The organism is Nonomuraea sp. NPDC049625, assembly GCF_040675285.1.
Classification (GTDB): Bacteria; Actinomycetota; Actinomycetes; order Streptosporangiales; family Streptosporangiaceae; genus Nonomuraea; species Nonomuraea angiospora_A.
This window is the reverse complement of the sequence record NZ_JBFAOQ010000003.1, coordinates 807,402-826,571: the sequence shown is the minus strand read 5'-3', so window position 1 is coordinate 826,571 and position 19,170 is coordinate 807,402. Positions and strand designations below refer to the sequence as shown.

Annotated in this window: 11 protein-coding genes; 7 read left to right on the top strand and 4 right to left on the bottom strand. The window is 72.0% G+C overall.

From position 1 onward, the window contains the following. Positions 1 to 57: 57 nt before the first annotated feature. Positions 58 to 2,571 (bottom strand): DNA topoisomerase IV subunit A, encoded by a 2,514-nt coding sequence (locus AB0J87_RS17330; RefSeq protein ID WP_363966233.1) that lies wholly within the window; start codon positions 2,569 to 2,571, stop codon positions 58 to 60. Positions 2,572 to 2,720: 149 nt separating this feature from the next. Here AB0J87_RS17330 and AB0J87_RS17325 point away from each other — a divergent pair, with 149 nt between their 5' ends. Together AB0J87_RS17325 and AB0J87_RS17320 are read left to right on the top strand one after the other, a co-directional pair. Beyond that, positions 2,721 to 3,542 (top strand): TauD/TfdA family dioxygenase, encoded by an 822-nt coding sequence (locus AB0J87_RS17325; protein ID WP_363966231.1) that lies wholly within the window; start codon positions 2,721 to 2,723, stop codon positions 3,540 to 3,542. A 102-nt stretch (positions 3,543 to 3,644) separates the two neighbouring features. Next, positions 3,645 to 5,750: a RecQ family ATP-dependent DNA helicase gene (locus tag AB0J87_RS17320; protein WP_363966229.1), complete on the top strand. Its 2,106-nt coding sequence runs from the start codon at positions 3,645 to 3,647 to the stop codon at positions 5,748 to 5,750. Between the two features lie 5 nt (positions 5,751 to 5,755). Here AB0J87_RS17320 and AB0J87_RS17315 read toward each other — a convergent pair whose 3' ends face one another. Continuing rightward, positions 5,756 to 8,455 carry an ABC transporter substrate-binding protein gene (locus AB0J87_RS17315; protein ID WP_363966227.1) on the bottom strand — a complete coding sequence of 900 codons (2,700 nt, stop codon included), beginning with the start codon at positions 8,453 to 8,455 and terminating at the stop codon, positions 5,756 to 5,758. Positions 8,456 to 8,534: 79 nt separating this feature from the next. Further along, on the bottom strand, positions 8,535 to 9,428 hold the full coding sequence (locus tag AB0J87_RS17310) for a sugar kinase (protein ID WP_350723205.1): 894 nt from the start codon (positions 9,426 to 9,428) through the stop codon (positions 8,535 to 8,537). A gap of 141 nt (positions 9,429 to 9,569) precedes the next feature. Between AB0J87_RS17310 and AB0J87_RS17305 the strand changes: the two genes are divergently transcribed. The 4 genes from AB0J87_RS17305 to AB0J87_RS17290 all read left to right on the top strand — a co-directional run bounded on the left by AB0J87_RS17305 (position 9,570) and on the right by AB0J87_RS17290 (position 15,095). Continuing rightward, positions 9,570 to 12,281 (top strand): GNAT family N-acetyltransferase, encoded by a 2,712-nt coding sequence (locus AB0J87_RS17305; protein WP_363966225.1) that lies wholly within the window; start codon positions 9,570 to 9,572, stop codon positions 12,279 to 12,281. Positions 12,282 to 12,416: 135 nt separating this feature from the next. Further along, the gene (locus tag AB0J87_RS17300) at positions 12,417 to 13,004 is read left to right on the top strand and encodes a DUF5998 family protein (protein ID WP_350723202.1); all 588 of its coding nucleotides are present in this window, start codon (positions 12,417 to 12,419) and stop codon (positions 13,002 to 13,004) included. A 33-nt stretch (positions 13,005 to 13,037) separates the two neighbouring features. Further along, complete coding sequence (locus AB0J87_RS17295; RefSeq protein ID WP_363966223.1) at positions 13,038 to 14,222, top strand: nucleotide pyrophosphatase/phosphodiesterase family protein; 1,185 nt, start codon at positions 13,038 to 13,040, stop codon at positions 14,220 to 14,222. Positions 14,223 to 14,276: 54 nt separating this feature from the next. After that, on the top strand, positions 14,277 to 15,095 hold the full coding sequence (locus AB0J87_RS17290) for a sulfurtransferase (RefSeq protein WP_363966221.1): 819 nt from the start codon (positions 14,277 to 14,279) through the stop codon (positions 15,093 to 15,095). A 98-nt stretch (positions 15,096 to 15,193) separates the two neighbouring features. On the opposite strand, the gene AB0J87_RS17285 is transcribed toward AB0J87_RS17290, so the two are convergent. Beyond that, entirely contained in the window at positions 15,194 to 17,719 is a 2,526-nt protein-coding gene (locus AB0J87_RS17285) for a CHAT domain-containing protein (protein WP_363966219.1), read from the bottom strand. Between the two features lie 149 nt (positions 17,720 to 17,868). On the opposite strand from AB0J87_RS17285, the gene AB0J87_RS17280 reads away from it, so the two are divergent. Continuing rightward, positions 17,869 to 18,975, top strand: a complete 1,107-nt coding sequence (locus tag AB0J87_RS17280) for an RNA-guided endonuclease TnpB family protein (RefSeq protein WP_363966217.1) — start codon at positions 17,869 to 17,871, stop codon at positions 18,973 to 18,975. The last annotated feature ends 195 nt before the right edge of the window (positions 18,976 to 19,170 follow it).

Sequence of the window (19,170 nt, the reverse complement as noted above, 5' to 3'; positions counted from 1 at the left end):
TACTCTCCCCCCTCCGGCGCGCGCCCGGCCCCCCCCGCCCCGCCCCCCCCGACAACGTCACAGGGACGTCTGCTCGTCCGGGGCCGACCCGGACGGCAGGGCCTCGGGCCCGGAGGCGAGGGCGCCGCCGATCGCGCCGATGGTGTTGGTCAGCCGCACGCCCGAGCCGTCGCGCCGGCCGATCTCCTCCGGCAGCGGCACGGGCTTGCCCACCGCCGAGACTGCCTTGGCCGGCGCCGGACCGGCCCACGCCAGCAGCAGCTCGTCCTCACCCTTCAGGAACCGCTGTGCCCGGACCCCGCCCGTCGCCCGCCCCTTGGTCGGGAACTCGGCGTAGTCGGACAGCTTGCCGCCGCCCACCTGCGTGCCGGGCAGCGCGGTCGAGGAGCCCGCGATCGTGACCACGTGCGCGGGACGCTCGGGATCCACCACCCCGAACCAGATCACCCGCGCCCCGCCGTCGAGCCGGATGCCCGCCATGCCGCCCGCCGGGCGGCCCTGCGGGCGCACCTGCGAGGCCGGGTAGCGCAGGAGCTGGGCGTCGGAGGAGATGAACACCAGGTCGTGCGACTCCGACACCAGCTCGACCGCGCCCACCACGATGTCGCCGTCCTTCAGCGTGATCACTTCGAAGTCGTCGCGGTTGGCCGGATAGTCGGGAACCACCCGCTTGACCACGCCCTGCGCCGTGCCCAGGGCCAGGCCGGGGCCGTCGGGGTCGAGGGAGCCCAGGCCGACGACCTTCTCGTCGGGCTGCAGCGAGACGTATTCGGACACCGGGTGCCCGCCCGACAGGGACGGCGGGTTGGCCGTGGTCGGCAGGGTCGGCAGGTCGACGACCTGGATCCGGATCAGCCGGCCCAGCGACGTCACCACGCCCACCTCGCCGCGTACGGACGTCTTCACGACCGACACCAGCACGTCGTGCGCCGACCGTTCGCCCTCGCCGGACAGCGGCGTGGCGTCGGAGGTGCGGGCCAGCAGGCCGGTCGAGGACAGCAGCGCCAGGCACGGGTCGTCGGCCACCTGCAGGTCCACGACCGCGACCGGGGTGCGGGTGACGCCCGGCGCCTCCAGCAGGACGGTGCGGCGCGGCATGCCGTACTTCTTGGCCACGTCGGCGAGCTCGCCCGAGACCACCTGGCGCAGCTTGGCGTCGGAGGAGAGGATCTCGGTCAGCTTGGCGATCTCGTCGCTCAGCGTCTCCTTCTCCCGGTCCAGCTCCAGTTTGTCGAACCTGGTGAGCCGGCGCAGCGGCGTGTCCAGGATGTAGGAGGCCTGGATCTCGCTCAGGTCGAACACGTCCATCAGCCGCGTGCGGGCCTCGGCCGAGTCGTCGGAGGAGCGGATGACCTGGATGACCTCGTCGATGTTGAGCAGGGCGATGATGAGGCCGTCGACCAGGTGGAGGCGCTCCTCGCGCTTGCGCCGCCGGTACTCCGACCTGCGGCGCACCACCTCGAGCCGGTGGTCGACGTAGACCTGGAGCATCTCGCGCAGGCCGAGCGTGCGCGGCTCGCCGTCGACGAGGGCGACGTTGTTGATGCCGAACGTCTCCTCCATCGGCGTCAGCCGGTAGAGCTCCTCCAGGACGGCCTCGGGGATGAAGCCGTTCTTGATCTCGATGACCAGCCGGAGGCCCTTGTGGCGGTCGGTGAGGTCCTTGAGGTCGGCGATGCCCTGGAGCTTCTTGGCGTTCACCAGCTCCTTGATCTTGGTGACGACGCGCTCGGGGCCGACGTTGTAGGGGAGCTCGGTGACGACGATGCCCTTGCGGCGGGGCGTGATCTGCTCGACCGCGCACTTGGCCCGCATGCGGAACGTGCCACGCCCCGTCTCGTACGCGTCGCGCACGCCCTGCAGCCCGATGATCGAGCCGCCCGTCGGCAGGTCGGGACCCGGGACGAACGTCATCAGCTCGTCCAGCGTCGCGTCCGGCTTCTTGATCAGATGGCGGGCGGCGGCCACGACCTCGTTGAGGTTGTGCGGCGCCATGTTGGTGGCCATGCCGACCGCGATGCCGCTGGTGCCGTTGACCAGCAGGTTGGGGAACGCCGACGGCATGACGACCGGCTCGGTCTCCTGGCCGTCGTAGTTGGGCTTGAAGTCGACGGTGTCCTCGTCGAGGGAGTCGACCATGAGCATCGCCGCCGGGGCCAGCCTGGCCTCGGTGTATCGCATGGCGGCCGGCAGGTCGTCGGGCGAGCCGAAGTTGCCGTGGCCGTCGACGAGCGGCAGGCGCATGGAGAACGGCTGCGCCAGGCGCACCAGGGCGTCGTAGATGGCGCTGTCACCGTGGGGGTGCAGCTTGCCCATGACGTCGCCGACGACGCGCGACGACTTGACGTGGCCGCGATCCGGGCGCAGCCCCATCTCGCTCATCGAGTAGAGGATGCGACGCTGCACGGGCTTGAGGCCGTCGCGCGCGTCGGGCAGGGCGCGCTGGTAGATCACCGAGTAGGCGTACTCGAGATAGCTGGTGCGCATCTCGGAGGTGACGTCGATGTCGACGATCCGCTCCTCGAAGTCCTCGGGCGGGGGTGCAGTCGTGCGTCGGGCCATGTCGAACATTGTGCCGAAGGTATTCGGGTGCCCGCGACTCGTTGGCGTCACAAGTCGCGCCCGGCGTGTACGGAAGGCTCTCCCGGACGCCCCTTGACCAAGCAATTGCTTGGGTCGTACGTTCGGGCCGAGGGTTCCCACCTGTATCCGGAGGCGTCATGATCGAGTTCCATCCCGTGACCATGCATATCGGCGCCGAGGTCACCGGGGTCGATCTGCGCAAACCGCTGTCGCAGGAAGAGGTCGCCACCCTGCGGGCCGGCTGGCTCAGGCACCTCGTGCTGTTCTTCCGCGACCAGCACATCGACGACGAACAGCACCTGCAATTCGCCCTGAACTTCGGCACGCTCAACCACCCCGCCTTCAAGAAGGACTCCACCAGCCCCATCCACGTCCTCGACCAGACCTCACCGAAGGGCGAGGGCGGGGACGAGTGGCACAGCGACAACACCTTCGAGCCCACCCCGCCGATGGGCTCCCTGCTCCGCTGCGTCCAGCTGCCCAGCGTGGGCGGGGACACGTGCTGGGCGAACACGTACCTGGCGTACGAGACGCTCTCGCCGTCGCTGCAGCGGCTGTGCGACGAGCTGACCGCCGAGCACGACATCACGATGTCGATGAAGAAGGCGATCGCGAAGGGGCACCCGTTCGACCTGGCCGAGATCCAGGCCAAGTGGCCGCCGATGGTGCGCCCGGTGGTGCGCGTGCACCCGGAGACCGGCCGCAAGGCCCTGTTCGTCAACCGCGCCTCCACGACCCGCCTGGTGGGGCTGACGGACCGGGAGAACGAGGCGCTGCTGCCGCTCCTGATCGACCACATCCGGTCGCCGGAGTACCAGCTCCGGCTGCGGTGGCGGCCCGGCACGCTGGCGTTCTGGGACAACCGCCCGACCCAGCACTACGCGGTGGCCGACTACACCGAGCGCCGCCGCATGCACCGCGTCACCATCAACGCCTTCCCCGAGCACGCCGACAAATAGCGGGTGCGGGTAAGCCCCCTGAGGTCACAGTTCCACCGAATGCGGGGCGGGTATGGCGGCGACCGGCCCATTCCGTCGGAGAAAGCTGGTAACAAGGGGGGCATGAGTGAAGCCCCCGATGTCGCGATGCTGCGTGAAGAGGCCGAGGAGCGGTTGCGGGCCCTGGCCGGGGAGCACGCCGTGCTGCGCGAGGACCAGTGGGCCGCGATCGAGGCGCTGGTGCTGGATCGGCGGCGGGTGCTCGTCGTGCAGCGGACCGGCTGGGGCAAGTCGGCCGTCTACTTCGTGGCCACCGGGCTCCTGCGCGAGCTCGGCGAGGGCCCCACGGTCATCGTCTCGCCGCTGCTGGCGCTCATGCGCAACCAGATCGCCGCCGCCGAGCGGGCCGGCATCAGGGCCGTCACGATCAACTCCGCCAACCCCGAGGCGTGGGAGGAGATCTACGGCGAGGTGGCCGAGGGCTTGGTCGACGTGCTGCTGGTCAGCCCCGAGCGGCTCAACAACCCCGACTTCCGCGACAACGTCCTGCCCGAGCTGGCCGAGAGCGCCGGGCTCGTGGTGGTGGACGAGGCCCACTGCATCTCCGACTGGGGCCACGACTTCCGGCCGGACTACCGCAGGCTGGCCACGCTGTTCGAGGAGCTGCCGCCGGGCATCCCCGTCCTGGCCACCACCGCCACCGCCAACGCCCGCGTCACCCGTGACGTGGCCGAGCAGATGCGCCTGCCCGGCGACGACGGCGACGGCACGCTGGTGCTGCGCGGGGCGCTGGAGCGGGAGAGCCTGCATCTGAGCGTCGTGCGCCTGCCCACCGCCGAGCAGCGGCTGGCCTGGCTGGCGCAGACGCTGCGCGAGCTGCCCGGCTCCGGCATCGTCTACACCCTCACCGTCGCCGCCGCCCACGAGATCGCCGGATACCTGCGCGACCAGGGGTTCGAGGTGGCCGCCTACTCCGGGCAGACCGACCCGGCCGAGCGGCTGGCGGCCGAGGAGGCGCTGCTGACCAACAAGCTCAAGGCACTGGTGGCGACGAGCGCGCTGGGGATGGGGTTCGACAAGCCCGATCTGGGGTTCGTGGTGCACGTGGGGGCGCCGCAGTCGCCCGTCGCCTACTACCAGCAGGTCGGCCGGGCTGGGCGCGGGGTCGAGCGGGCCGAGGTGATCCTGCTGCCGGGCACCGAGGATCGGGATATCTGGTCATATTTCGCCTCGCTGGCGTTCCCGCCCGAGCCCGTCGTACGGACCACGCTCCAGACGCTCGAAGAGCGCGGCCTCATGTCCACCCCGGCGCTGGAGACGGCGGTCGACCTGAGCCGGAGCCGGCTGGAGATGATGCTCAAGGTGCTCGACGTGGACGGCGCGGTCCGGCGGGTCAAGGGCGGCTGGGAGGCCACCGGCGAGCCGTGGGCGTACGACGTCGAGCGCTACACCCGCATCGCCGCCGAGCGCAGGGCCGAGCAGGAGGCCATGCTGGGCTATCTGACGACGTCCGAGTGCCGGGAGCAGTTCCTCCGCAGGCACCTCGACGACGAGACCGCCACGCCGTGCGGCCGCTGCGACAACTGCACCGGGCGGCACCGCTCGCCGGAGATCGGCGCGCAGGCCGTCGAGGGCGCCCGCCAGCGGCTGAGCAGGCCCGGCGTCGAGATCGAGGCCCGCAGGCAGTGGCCCACCGGGCTGGCCGACCTGTCCGGGCGGATCAAGCCGGAGCTGGGTGCCGAGCCCGGCCGCGCGCTCGGGCGGCTGACCGACATCGGCTGGGGCAACCGGCTGCGGGAGCTGTTCCAGGGGGGCGACGGGCCGGTGTCCGACGACGTGTTCAAGGCCGTGGTGCAGGTGCTGGCGTCCTGGGAATGGCGCGAGCGGCCCGTGGCCGTGGTCAGCGTTCCGTCCGCGACCCGCCCCACGCTGGTGCGGAGCTTCGCCGAGCGGCTGGCGTCCGTGGGCCGGCTGTCCTATCTCGGCGAGCTGGGCTATCGGGCGGGAGCGCCCGGGCAGCAGTTCAACAGCGCGAAGCGGGTGCAGGCCGTCCGGGGGACGCTCGCCATGCCCAAGGAGCTGGGCGCCTCGATCGCGCAGTGCGGCGGGCCGGTGCTGCTGGTGGACGACCGCGTCGACACGGGGTGGACGATGACGCTGGCGGCGGCCCTGATCCGGCACGCGGGCGCTCCGGCGGTCCTCCCGCTCGCCCTGGCCGTCACCTCGTGATGCGCCTACTTGAGGCCCATGGTGAGCAGGTCGTAGTTGCCAAAGACGGGGCTGACGTGGACGTTGGCGGCGTTCTGGCCGCGTAGCAGCACCGGGCATACCCAGACGAGCGGCACGAGCACGGCTTCGTCGGCGAGCTTCTGCTCCACCTCGGTCCACAGGTCGGCACGCTTGCCCGCGTCGAGCTCGGCTCTGGCCCGGTCCATGAGATCGTCGATCGCCTTGACTCGGACGCTCACGTTGAACGAGTACGTGTCGGTGATCTGCCTGCTGTCGGCGATCAACGACAGGAACGACTCGGGGTCGGGCCAGTCAGGTGCCCAGGACTTGGGGATCAGGCCGATGCCCTGCCGCTTGAGGTTGGCGGGGTTGCCGCCGTATGTCTTGTGGAACTCCGCGGTGGAGACCTGCCGCAGCTTGACGTCGATGCCGATCCCGCCGAGGTCGTTCTCTACGACCTCGGCGATCTGCTTCTCGGCGCCCAGGTCCCGATAGACGTAGTTCACGGTGAACCCGGACGGTTTCCCGCACGCGGCCAGCGACTGCTTGGCGGCCTGCTGGTCACCCTCGGCCTTCAGGTTCGGATCGGACCAGCGACCGCCGGCGACCGTGGGCGGGACGAGCGACGTGGGCAGCCGGGACTGTGCCGGTCCGGCGCCGAACACGCGGGCGAGGTTCCTGAGGTTGAGTGCGCGGACCACCGCCCTGCGGCAGTCGATTTTGTCGAACGGCGCCACCTGCGGGTTGATCGCCAGCATGCGCACGGACGTGCCCACCGGGACGTCGGCCCGTTTCCTGAGCGCCGGGTCGGCGAGCACCGCGGCCTCGCTGCTCGCCGAGCTGGTCGTGAAGCCGAAATCGGCGGTGCCGGCCCGCAGCCGCTGCTCGGCGTCGGTGACCTGGTAGTCGATCTCGTACCGGTCGGGGAGCGGGTCGCGGTTGGGGTCCGTGGCGGCGGCCCACTGGTCGTTGCGGGTAAGGACGAGCTTCTTCTTGTCGGCGGACACGCTCTCGATCTTGTACGGGCCGGAGGCGAGGACGCTGTCCTGCGTGTCCTTGGCCTTCGGCACGGGGACGGTCTCAGGGAGCTGCACGACGTCGTCGAACGTCGCGTACGGCCGCTTCAGACGGAAGACGATCGTCCGCTCGTCGGGGGTCTGGATGGCCGAGTCGGTGTTCGCGCTCGATGACTTGGCGGGGCCCCGGTAGCCGGAGGGGAGGTCGAGCATGAGGTCGAAGTGGCTCGATCCCAGGGTGCGGGAGGGATCCATGCTCCGCAGGATCGCGTACTTGACGTCCTCGGAGGTGATCGGCGTGCCATCCTGATATTTCACGCCTTGTCGGAGTTTGTACGTCCAGGTTTTGCCGCCGTCACCCGGCACGCCGAGCGATTCGGCCAGGTCCGGCACGACCTGCGTCCCGGCGGCCCCCGGCACCGGCTTGAACATCGTCAGCGAACGCCCGTAGAGCCGGACCAGGTTCAGGGACTCCATCGTGTACATGTTCCCCGGATCGACGGACTCCAGCTCGTACGGCGAGACGACGCGCAGGGTCCCGCCCTTCCTGGCCGAAGGGTCCGCCACGGAGGTCACGGCCGCCCCGAAGGCCGCCACGGGCGAGGAGGACGTGGGAGTGGGGTCCGGCCGGCGGTCCTCGGGATGGGTCCGCGTCACGAGCCACACCGAGATCCCGGTCACGAGAGCGGTGGCCGCCGCCCCGATCGAGACCAGCGCCCTCCGCTGCCCGCGCCGCCGCGAGGGCTCGGTCGAGGCCCCCGGCACGGGCGGCCGTACGGGGCCGCTGACCGGATACTGCAGGGGTGCCCCCGGACGGGGGTTCCCCCCGTTCTTCTGAGGGGCGCTGATCGGCTGAGCTCCCGGAGGGGCGGGTGGCGGGGCGGTGCCGGCGCGGATGAGGTCCCGCATCAGCTGCTCGGCGGTGGGCCGTCGCCGGGGGTCCTTGGCCAGGCAGGCCCACAGCAGCGGCGCCATCTCCGGCGGCACGCCGTTCAGGTCGGCGTCGAGGTTGAGGATGCGGTGCATGACCACGGGCAGCGGCCCGAAGCCGAAGGCCCCGCGCCCCGTGGCGGCGAAGATCATGGTGCCCGCCCAGGCGAACACGTCGCTCGCCGGAGAGGCCTCTCCGAGGAACTGCTCGGGGGCCATGAACGCGGGCGTCCCCACGATGCCGGTGGTCAGGCTCTGGCTGATGTCGAGCGCCCGGGCGATGCCGAAGTCGATCACGCGGGGCCCGTCCGGCCCGAGCAGCACGTTGCTGGGCTTGAAGTCCCGGTGGACGACCCCGGACCCGTGGATGGCCACCAGGGCCGTGGCGGTGGTGATCGCCAGCCGCATGAGCGCCGGGCCCTGGACGGGGCCTTCCTTGGTGACCTGGTGCTGCAGGGAGGGCCCGTCGACGTACTCGCCGACGATGAAGGGCTGGTCGTTGACGGCTCCGACCTCGAGCACGCGTGCCGTGCAGAACTCGGCCACCCGCCGTGCCGCCTCGGCCTCTCGGCGGAAGCGGCGTACCGCCTGCTCGTCGTCGGCGAACCTGGCGTGCAGCAGCTTGATCGCGACCTGCTCGCCGGAAGGGGAGACGCCGAGGTAGACGCTGCCCTGACCGCCCTCGCCGAGAAAGCCGGTGACCTTGTACGAGCCCACCGACGTGGGGTCGCCCGGCCGTAACGGACGCACGCCGCGCATCCGGCTCCCTTATTTCGCGCTCATCCCGATTTTCTCCACCATAGCGGTGCAGGACCGCTCACAACGGAGCCCTGCGGGACTAGAACGGCGGGCGGGCGCCCAGGTGCGCGATGGCCTTCGCGGCCAGGCGGCAGCCGGCGGCCAGCGACTCGGTCGGCGGCTTGCCCGCCAGCCAGACGGGCAGGAAACCGGCGCTGAACGCGTCTCCGGCACCCGTGCCGTCCACGATCTTGTCGACCGGCTCGGCGGCCACGTGGACCGGGTCGGGGCGGCCGTTGGCGTACCACAGCGCGCCTTCGGAGTTCATCTTGATGACGACCTGCGGGAACCACGCCGTCAGCACCTTGGCGGCGGCCTCGGCGTCGTCGCGGCCGGTCAGCACCTTGGCCTGCTCGATGTTGGCGAACAGCAGCTTGACCCCGTTGGTCCACTCCAGGAACGACTCGGCGCCCGTACGCTCCAGAGGCGCGGACGAGGCGCAGTCGACCGAGATCGACATCCCGCCGCGCCTGGCCATGTCGAGCGCGGCCAGGCCCGCGTCGCGCGAGCCCTCGTTGATCAGCGTGTAGCCGGACAGGTGGAGGTGCGCGCCGCTGGAGAACAGGTCACGCGGCAGGTCCTCGGGCGACAGCGCGGCGTTGGCACCGGGGTCGGAGAGCATGGTGCGCTCACCCTTGTGCGTGACGAGCACCACGCAGGTGCCGGTGGGCCGCTCAGGGTCCATGACGAGCCGGGCGTCGACGCCGTAGCCCATCAACTCCATGTCACGGTTACGCCCCGTGATGTCGGCGCCCCTGCGGCCGATGAAGGCCACCTCGGCGCCCTCGACGGCGAGCCACGAGGCGATGTTGGCCCCCGAGCCGCCGCCGTGCATGGTCACGATCGCCGGGGTGTCACTCGCCCTGGCAAGCGCATAACGGGCGCGCGCGACCGCGTCGGTCATGAGATCGCCCACCACGACGACCCGCGTCATGATGTCACCACCTTGCTGCCTTCAGAACGAGCCTGGCCACGGCAAAACTAACAGCTTCCGGGGTGCCCGTGGGGCGGTCCCACGACACCGGGCTGCAGTCGATGCACAAGCGTTGCCCAACAGGGGCTCCGGTCTTGGCATATGAAATGCGGGTTTACGCTCGACACTGTGGAGGCACACTATCCGGCCCACTGGGAAGCCGACGTCGTTTTGGCCGACGGAGGCACGGCGCACGTCCGGCCGATCAAGCCCGCAGACGCCGACCGCCTCCGCTCTTTTTACTCGCGGTTGTCGGACGAGTCGATCTATTTCCGGTTCTTCGGGCCGAGGCCCCGGCTGTCCGACCGGGAAGTCGAGCGGTTCACCAACGTCGACTACGTCAACCGGGTCGCGCTGATCGCCACCATCGGCGCCGAGATGGTCGCCGTCATCCGCTACGACCGCACCGGCCCCGGCGAGGCCGAGATCGCCTTCCTCGTCGAGGACGCGCACCAGGGCAGGGGAGTGGCCTCCGTGCTCCTGGAGCACCTGGCGGCCACGGCCCGCGAGAACGGCATCGAACGCTTCGTCGCCGACGTCCTGCCCGCCAACATGCGCATGATGGGCCTGCTGCGCCAGGCCGGTTACACGGCCCAGAGCCAGTTCGAGGACGGCGTCGTACGCATGACGCTCGACCTCACCCCCACCGAGACCTCGACGGAGGTGACGCTCTCCCGCGAGCACCGCGCCGAGTCCCGGTCCATCGGCAGGCTGCTCGCCCCCGGCTCGGTCGCCGTCATCGGCGCCTCGCGCGAGCCCGGCGGGGTCGGCCAGACCGTCCTGCGCAACCTGCTGGCCGCCGACTTCACCGGCCCCGTCTATCCGGTGCACCGGGAGGTGCGGGCCGTGGCGGGCGTGCGGGCCTATCCGAGCGTGGGGGCCATCGACGGCGACGTCGACCTGGCCGTGGTGGCGGTGCCCGCCTCCGGCGTGATCGACGTGGTCAAGGAGTGCGCGGAAAAGGGCGTGCACGGGCTGGTCGTGGTCTCCTCCGGGTTCGGGGAGACGGGCCCGGAGGGCAAGGCCAGGCAGGACGAGCTGGCTCGCCTCGCGCGTTCGTACGGGCTGCGCGTCGTGGGCCCCAACTGCCTCGGCATCGCCAACACCGACCCCGCCGTCCAGCTCAACGCGACCCTCGCCGCCACCCTGCCGTGCCGGGGCAAGGTGGGGTTCTTCAGCCAGTCGGGCGCGCTCGGCACGGCGCTGCTCCAGCGGGTGGCACAGCGCGGCATGGGCATCTCGACGTTCGTCTCCGCGGGCAACCGGGCCGACGTGTCCGGCAACGACCTGCTGCAGTACTGGGAGGAAGACGACTCGACCGAGGTGATCCTGCTCTACCTGGAGTCGCTGGGCAATCCGCGCAAGTTCACCCGCCTGGCCAGGCGCATCGCCCGCAGCAAGCCGGTCGTGGTGGTCAAGAGCGGCGGCACCCCCTCCGGGCACTCGGCGGAGGAGCTGCGGCTGCCCGACTCGGCGATCAGCTCGCTGTTCGAGCAGGCGGGGCTGATCAGGGTCGACGACCTCATCCAGCTGTTCGACGTGGGCCAGCTGCTGGCCTACCAGCCGCTGCCCGCCGGGCCCCGGGTCGCGCTCGTGACCAACTCCGACGCGCTCGGCCTCCTGGCCGCCGACGCGTGCCTCGCCGCCGGCCTCGACCCCCGCTCGCCGGTCAACCTGGGCGCCGCCGCCGGGGCCTCGGAGTTCGGCGCGGCCCTCGCCGGCGAGCTGGCCTCGCCCGACGTGGACGCCGCCGTCGTGATCTACATGCCGCCCATCCCCGGCGACACGGACGCGGTGGCGGCCGAGCTGCTGCGGGTCTCGAAGGACTCCGGCAAGCCGGTGCTGGCGACGTTCCAGGGGCATCTGGGCATGCACGCGGCTCTGCGCGTCGAGACGGGCCCGCCGGGGTGCGGGACGGCTCCCGCGCGCGGCTCGATCCCCTCGTACGCGGCGCCCGAGGAGGCCGTGCGCGCGCTGGCCCATGTGGTCCGCTACGCGAAGTGGTTCGCCCACCCGGCGGTGCCGCCGCCGGAGCTCGACGGCATCGACACGGTCCGCGCCCAGGCCCTCGTCCGGACGGCCCTTACCACGACCGTTCCGGCACGGACCGGCGCGTCGGAAGAGGGGGCGTTCGCGCAGCCGGGCCCGCCGGTCGAGGTGGACGCCGCCGAGCTCCTGTCCTGCTACGGCCTCACCGTCTGGCCCGCCGAAGTGGTGCGCTCGCCGGACGAGGCGGTGCGGGCGGCCGAGCGGCTCGGGTGGCCGGTGGTGCTCAAGGTGGCCGACCCCGGCGCCTCGCGGCGCGCGGGCACCGTGCGTCTTGGCCTGACAGGGCCCGAGATGGTCCGCCACGCCTATGCCGAGTTCGCCGACCAGCTGGGCGAATGCGTGGAGTTGGCGGTCCAGCGCATGGCGCCGCAGCCGGCCGTCCCGACCGTCGTGGGCGTCGTCGAGGACCCCGCGTTCGGCCCCTTCGTCTCGTTCGGGCTCGGCGAGGTGACCGCGCGCCTCCTGCTCGACCAGGGCTTCCGCCTGGCGCCCCTGACCCGCGAGGACGCCGCCGCGCTCGTGCGCTCCGTCCGCGCGGCCCCGCTGCTCTTCGGCGAGTACGGCTACCCGCCCGTGGCCGTGGACGCCCTGGAAGACCTCCTGGTACGCGTCGGCCGCCTGGCCCACGACCTGCCGGAGGTGGCCAGGCTGGACCTGGACCAGGTGCTCGTCGGCGAGTCGGGGGTCATCGTCCTCGGCGCCCGCGCCACCCTCCGCACCCCGGCGGGCCCACGCCTCGACGGCGGCCCCCGGAGGCTGTCCTGATCAGCTCTCAGCGAAGGGCGGCCGACGGGAGTGAATGGGGTGAACCGAAGCACCCCCTGATGCCTGGATAAAAGACGTTATAGAGCGTTATATCCGGCGGATGAGCACACAGCCTCGCCCTGGCAGGATGGACCCATGAGGGAAACCCGAGTCTCAGCCGCGGGCCTGCGTGAAGCGATCGAGCGCAGCGGCTACTATCCCGACCTCGTCACCGATGCGGTCGAATCCGCGCTGGGCAAGGAGGCGGTGACCGCCTTCGTGGTCCATCACGAGGCCACGTTCGATCCCGCCATGGAGGTGCGCAGGCACGTCACGGTGCTGGTGCTCTCGGCGACGCGGCTGCTGGTCTGCCACACCGACGAGCATCCCGCGGTGGAGGGCGTCTCGACGTCCCACGCCTCCACGACCACGGAGGCCGTGCGCCTGACCCGTGTCCAGTCGGTCGCCGTCACGCGCGTGGTGCCCGACCCCGCCTCCTACGTCCCCGGCGTGCCTCCCACGGAGGTGACGCTCACGATCGGCTGGGGCGCCATCTCCCACGTGGACCTGGAGCCGGCCACCTGCGGCGACGAAAACTGCGAGGCCGACCACGGCTACACGGGCGCGATCACGGCCGACGACCTGTCCCTCCGGGTCAGCGAGGCGGCCGACGGCCCGGAAGCGGTCACCCACGTCCTCGCCTTCGCCAAGGCCCTCTCCGAGGCCACCGCCCGCGCTTCCTGAGCGGGAGATCCGCCAAGGCATAGGATGAACGACATGCTGGTGCCGGGGTACGGCGGCGGGTCACTCGCGGACCTGCCCGACGCGTTGCTGGCGGCGCTGGGCGTGCGCACACCCGAGCCGGACACGGCGAGTCCGCCCGCTGCGACGGGCGCCTCGGATCCGGCGAGTCTGCCCGGCCCGGCAGGCGGAGGGCCGCTCGTCCTGGAGTCGGCCGATCGCGTGTGCCTGTTCCTGGTCGACGGCCTGGGCGCCGAGTTGCTGAGGGCGCACGCCGACACCGCCCCGTTCCTGTCCGGCCTGGCGGGCCGGACGCTCACCGCCGGATTCCCGGCCACGACCGTCACCAGCCTCTGCTCCCTGGGCACCGGCCTGACCCCGGGCGAGCACGGCATGCTCGGCCTGACGCTGGCCGTCCCCGGCACCGGCCACCTGTTCAACTGCCTGCGGTGGACCCTCCCCGACGGCCTCACCATGGATCCCGAGCTCTGGCAGCCCGCCCCGACCGTCTACCAGCGCGCCACCCGGGCCGGGCTCGACGCCGTCTACGTCGCCCCCGCCGAGTTCGAGGGCACCGGCCTGACGCAGGCCGTCTACCGGGGCGTCCGTTACGTGGCCGCCGACACCGTGGACGACCGCGTGGCCCGCGTGCACGAGTCCATGCGCCAAGGGGCGGCGCATGTCACCGTCTATTACGGCGATCTGGACTCCGCCGGCCACATGACGGGCTGGGGCAGCGAGGAGTGGCTGCGGCAGCTCGCCGTCGTCGACGACATGGCCCAGCGGCTCGCGGAGGGCCTGCCTCCTGGATCCGCCCTCTACGTGACCGCCGACCACGGCATGGTCAACGCCACCGAGAAGATCGACGCCGAGAGCGTGCCCGAGCTCACGGAGGGCGTGGCGCTGCTCGGCGGCGAGGCCAGGGCCAGGCACGTCTACGCCGAGCCCGGAGCCGCGCGGGACGTGCTGGAGGCGTGGCGCGAGACCCTGCGCGGGAAGGCCTGGGTGGTCTCCAGGCGGGAGGCGGTGGAGTCGGGCTGGTTCGGCCCCCGGGTGCGGGACGCGTGGCTGGGGCGCATCGGCGACGTCGTGGCCGTGCCGTATGCCGACCTGGCGATCATCGCGCCTACCCATCACAGGATCGAGGCCCTGTTCACCGGCTACCACGGCTCGATGACGGCGGCCGAGCAGCACGTGCCGCTCCTGCAGGCCCGCACGTGACCTGGCCGGAGATACTGTGACGAGGTCCGGCGACGAATTCTCTGGGGGTACGCCTTGACCAGCCCGCTGATCACACCGGCCGAGCTCGCCGCGCTCGATGACGTGACGGTGCTCGACGTCCGCTGGCGGCTCGGCGGGCCGCCCGGGGTGGAGTTCTACCGCGAGGGGCACATCCCCGGCGCCGTCTACTGCGACCTCGACCAGGATCTCGCGGCCCCGCCCGGCGCGGGCGGGCGGCATCCGCTGCCCGAGGCGGGCGCGTTCCAGAGCGCGATGCGGCGGCTCGGCGTGTCGGACGGGCGCCCCGTGGTGGTCTACGACGACGCCGGATCCACGGTCGCGGCCAGGGCCTGGTGGGCGCTGCGCTACTTCGGCCACCAGGACGTCCGCGTCCTCGACGGCGGGCTGCCCGCGTGGACCGAGGCCGGGCTGCCCACCACGAAGGACTCACCCGACCTCGCGGCGTCCGGCGACTTCACCGCGCGGCCCGGCGGGATGCCGGCGCTGACGGCCGACGAGGCGGGGGCGCTGGCCACCCAGGGCGTGCTGCTCGACGCCCGAGCCGCCGAACGCTACCGGGGCGAGGCGGAGCCGATCGATCCCGTGGCCGGGCACGTTCCCGGGGCCGTCAACGCGCCCACGACGGAGAACGTCGGGCCCGACGGCCGCTTCCTCGCGCCCGCGGCCCTCCGGGACCGCTTCACCGGGCTCGGGGTCCGGGAGGGGGTTCAGGCGGGGGCCTACTGCGGCTCCGGCGTGACGGCCGCGCACGAGGTGCTGGCCCTGGAGGTGGCCGGCCTGCCCGCCGCCCTGTACGTCGGCTCCTGGTCCAACTGGGTGGCCGACCCCTCCCGGCCGGTCGCCACCGGCTGACCTCACCGCCAACGGCCGGCCTCCGGCTGCGGGGCCCCGCAGCCCTGGCCCTGCGTCGGTGTGAGGGCCGGGCTGATCAGCTCTGCGGCCCCGTACCGCTAATACAACGGATGGTCGCCCGCTCCGAAGCAGACGAAGCCGGTCTCGCCGGTCTTGGCGGCGGCGGAGGCCAGGGCCGCGTCCGGGGGCCGGCCCGCCACCAGCAGTTCGTGGAACATGCTCATGAGCGCCATGGCCCCCTCGTCCCGCACCGGCACCAGCCCGGCCACCACGCACGCGGACCCCTTGGCCAGGAACGTTCCGGGCAGGCCCAGCGGCGCCCCCTCCACCGGCGTGCGCGACATCCCCGAATTGCAGGCCGACAGCACCACCAGCCCCGGCGACCGCGGGATGTCCAGCAGGTCGTAGGCCATCAGCGAGCCGTCCTCCAGCGTGATCCCGGACACCAGCGGGCTGCGCGCGTGGAAGACCCCGTGCGCGGCCAGATGCAGGACGTCGGCCGCCGCCAGGGCCTCCAGCACCGGCCCGGTGCGCCCCGGCGCCTCGCGCCCGTCCGGGTGGCAGGCGAGCACGTTGCGCACCTCGGCGTGCGCGTGCGCCAGGGCGGGCCCGGCCGCCGCCACCACCGCCGGCGGGCCGCTCCGGCGGGCGCGGGCGAGCTCCCGGGCCCACACCCAGCCGGCCGCGCTGGCGACCACGTTGACCGGGCGTTCGCGCAGGCACGGCAGCGCCCCCCACGGCAGCGTGTGCAGGGCGTCCACCGGCACCACCACCAGCGGCCCGTCTCCCAGCTCGGCGAGGAGCGGGCGCAGCAGCAGCCCTTCGACCTCCAGGGCCGCCACCTCGACGCTCTCCAGGTCGCAGCGAGGATGCGGCGTCCCGGAGCACTGGCGGCGCAGCGCGTGACGGAGCCGGACGATCGCCTCCTTGACCTGCCGAGCGTCGCCCACCCGCCGCAGCGTCACGCGTTCCCCGTTGACGAGCACGGCCAGCAGCGCGTCCTCGTCCGCCACGAACTCCACCAGAGCCCCGCACCCCAGCTCCGCCCGCACCCGTTCGGGATCCACCAGCGAGCACGCGTGCGAGGGCGCGGCCACCGCCCGCCACCGCTCCGCGAACTCGAACACCTCCCCGGCGGACCCGCCCCGCACCGCCAGCCCCAGCCCGAACCCCGCCAGCCGCTCCCCGGCCCTGGCCGCGTGGGCGCGCAGCGAGGGATCGTCGAACGTCTCCACCCGCTCGCTCACCTCCGACAGCCCGACGCGGACCGCCCGGAAGGCCCCCGTGGCGTCCTCCTGCAGCGACGCCTCCAGAGCGAGCGCGTGCTGGCGCACCGGCACCGGGATCTCCGCCTCCCGCGCGGGCTCGGAGTCCAGCGGGGTCAGCCGGGTGCCGATCGGGGGGAACGGCTCCTCACGTTCGGCGTGCTCGGTGAGGAGGGCCAGCTGCGCCGAGGCCGTCGGGTGGTCGTCCACGGCCAGCGCCGCCTCGGCCGCCACCAGCCGCAGCGCGGCGGCGCCCGCCAGGTGCGCCAGGCCGTCCTCCAGCTCGTCCGCGCACGCGACCAGGTCGGCGACCAGGGCGGGCGTGACGGGTTCGAGCGTCAGCCGGGCCCGCAGGACGACCTCCCTGGCCAGCGGCAGCCATGACGTCCGGTCCTGCGCGGCCAGCTCGCCGGCCGCCTGCTCGGCCACCTCCAGCGCCCGGCGCGGGTCGCCGGTCAGCAGCTCCACCTGCGCCAGCTTCAGCCGGGCCTCGGCCAGCGCCACGCGCGCCCCCGACACCTCGAGATCGGGTACGGCCAGGCTCAGCATGGCCCTGGCCTCGCCCGGCAGATGGGCGGCCAGCAGGGCGCCGGCGAAGTCCGCCCGCATCGTGGCCAGCCGCTCGGGGAAGCCGAACAGGGTGTCCTCGGCCTCGCGGTAGAGCTTGAACGCTCCCGCGATGTCGCCCCGCCGTACCGCGAGGAAGGGCAGGTTCGCGGCGGACAGGCGAGCCAGGTGCCGCAGCCCCGAGTGCCGGGAGATCTCCAGGCAGGCGGTCAGGTCGCGCATGGCGGCGTCCCAGTCGCCGCGGTAGGAGTGGACGAGACCGCGGTTGAGCAGCCCGCCCGCCAGGAACCTGCGGTCGTCGATGGTGCCGGGAGCGGTCACGAGGGCCCGCAGCGCGCGGTCGCAGGCGGCGATGGCCTCCTGGTGGCGGCCGAGGCGGGCCAGGGCGACCGCGCGCTGGGTGTCGAGCTTGGCGCGGTCGAGCGGCGAGAGGTGGGCCCAGGCCAGGGCGGCCACCCGCAGGGCCTGGAGCGGGTGGCCGAGCTCGGTGCGTACGGTGACGAGGGAGAGCCGGGCCTGGGCGATGCGCTCCGGCGGGGCGCCCGGGGTGGCGATGGCCTCGCGGAGGTGGTGCTCGGCGCTGCGCAGGTCGCCGAGCTCGCGGGAGGCCAGCGCGATGGCCCTGTGCGCGACGGCCTCGGCGTCGGGGTCGCCGACGCGGCGGGCGGTGGAGAGCACGGTACGGCCGGCGCGAAGGGCGTGGTCGGGATCGACCAGGGAGCGCATGACAGCGGCCTCGGCCGCCACGACGAGTGGATCTCGGTCGTCTGGTCGCTCTGGTGTTGCGCTCATCGAAAGTTTCCAAGGAAACCCGGCCCTTTGGCTTCAGGGCCGGGAGGAATTGGATTCCTGCCAAGCAGAGCAAGCATCCGGCCGCCGGGTGGACCGCCAGCCTGGGTAACACCGAAAATTTTAACCGATCTTGCTTTAGAATGTGAGATGTGACACAGGCAGTGAAGCGGCCCTACAAATACCGCTTCTACCCGACCACCGAGCAGGCCGATGAGCTTGCCCGGACGTTCGGCTGTGTGCGCCTGGTCTACAACAAGGCGTTGGAGGAGCGGACCCGCGCCTATGCCCTGCACGGCCGTCGCGTTTCCTACGTGGAGTCGTCGGCGGCCTTGACGGCCTGGAAGAAGACGCCCGAGCTGGCGTTCCTGGCCGAGGTGTCCAGCGTTCCGCTCCAGCAGGCCCTCCGACACCTGCAAGCGGCATTTGCGAACTTCTTCACCAAACGGGCCAAGTATCCGACGTTCAAGTCCCGTAAGAAGTCGCGGGCCAGCGCCGAGTACACCCGTAGCGCGTTCCGCTGGCGCGATGGCCGGCTCTGGCTGGCCAAGATGGATGCGCCGCTGAACATCCGCTGGTCGCGCTCGCTGCCGCCGGGAGCGGAGCCGTCCACGGTGACCGTCTCGCGTGATGCGGCCGGGCGATGGTTCGTGTCGATCCTGATGGAGGAGAAGATCTCCCCGCTTCCGCCGGTCAAGGCGTCGGTGGGGGTGGACGTGGGCATCACAGCGCTGGTCACCTTGTCCAGCGGGGAGAAGATCGTCAATCCCAGGCACGAGCGGGTCGACCGGCGCAAGCTCGCCAAGGCCCAGCGTGAGCTCGCCCGCAAAGCGAAGGGCTCGAACAATCGCGCCAAAGCCCAGCTCAAGGTGGCCCGCGTGTATGCGCGGATCGCCGACCGGCGCCGGGATTTCCTGCACCAACTGTCCACCCGGCTTGTTCGCGATAACCAAGTGATCGCCGTGGAGGACCTCACCATCCGCAACATGGTCAAAAACCGCCGGTTGGCCCGCGTCATCTCGGACGCGAGCTGGCGGGAGTTGCGGTCGATGCTGGAGTACAAGGCCGCCTGGTACGGCCGCACGCTGGTGGCGGTGGACCGCTGGTTTCCCTCCTCCAAGCTGTGCTCGGCATGTGGCGCGCTGGCCGAGCGCCTGCCGCTGACCATCCGGGAATGGACGTGCGCCTGTGGCGTGGTCCACGACCGGGACATCAACGCTGCCAAGAACGTGCTCGCCGCCGGGCTGGCGGAGAGCTGAAACGCCTGTGGAGCTGATGTAAGACCTCAAGAGGAGTCCTCCTCGGCGGGCGATCGGTGGTGAAGCAGGAAGCCCAACCCGTGAGGGTTGGAATCCCCCTCGGTTACGAGGAGGAGGAAGTCAAATGGGGTGTCCATCTCCACAAAAAACAGCCGAGAGAGGCGACGCGGCTCTCTCGGCTGGTCGGCAAGGGGA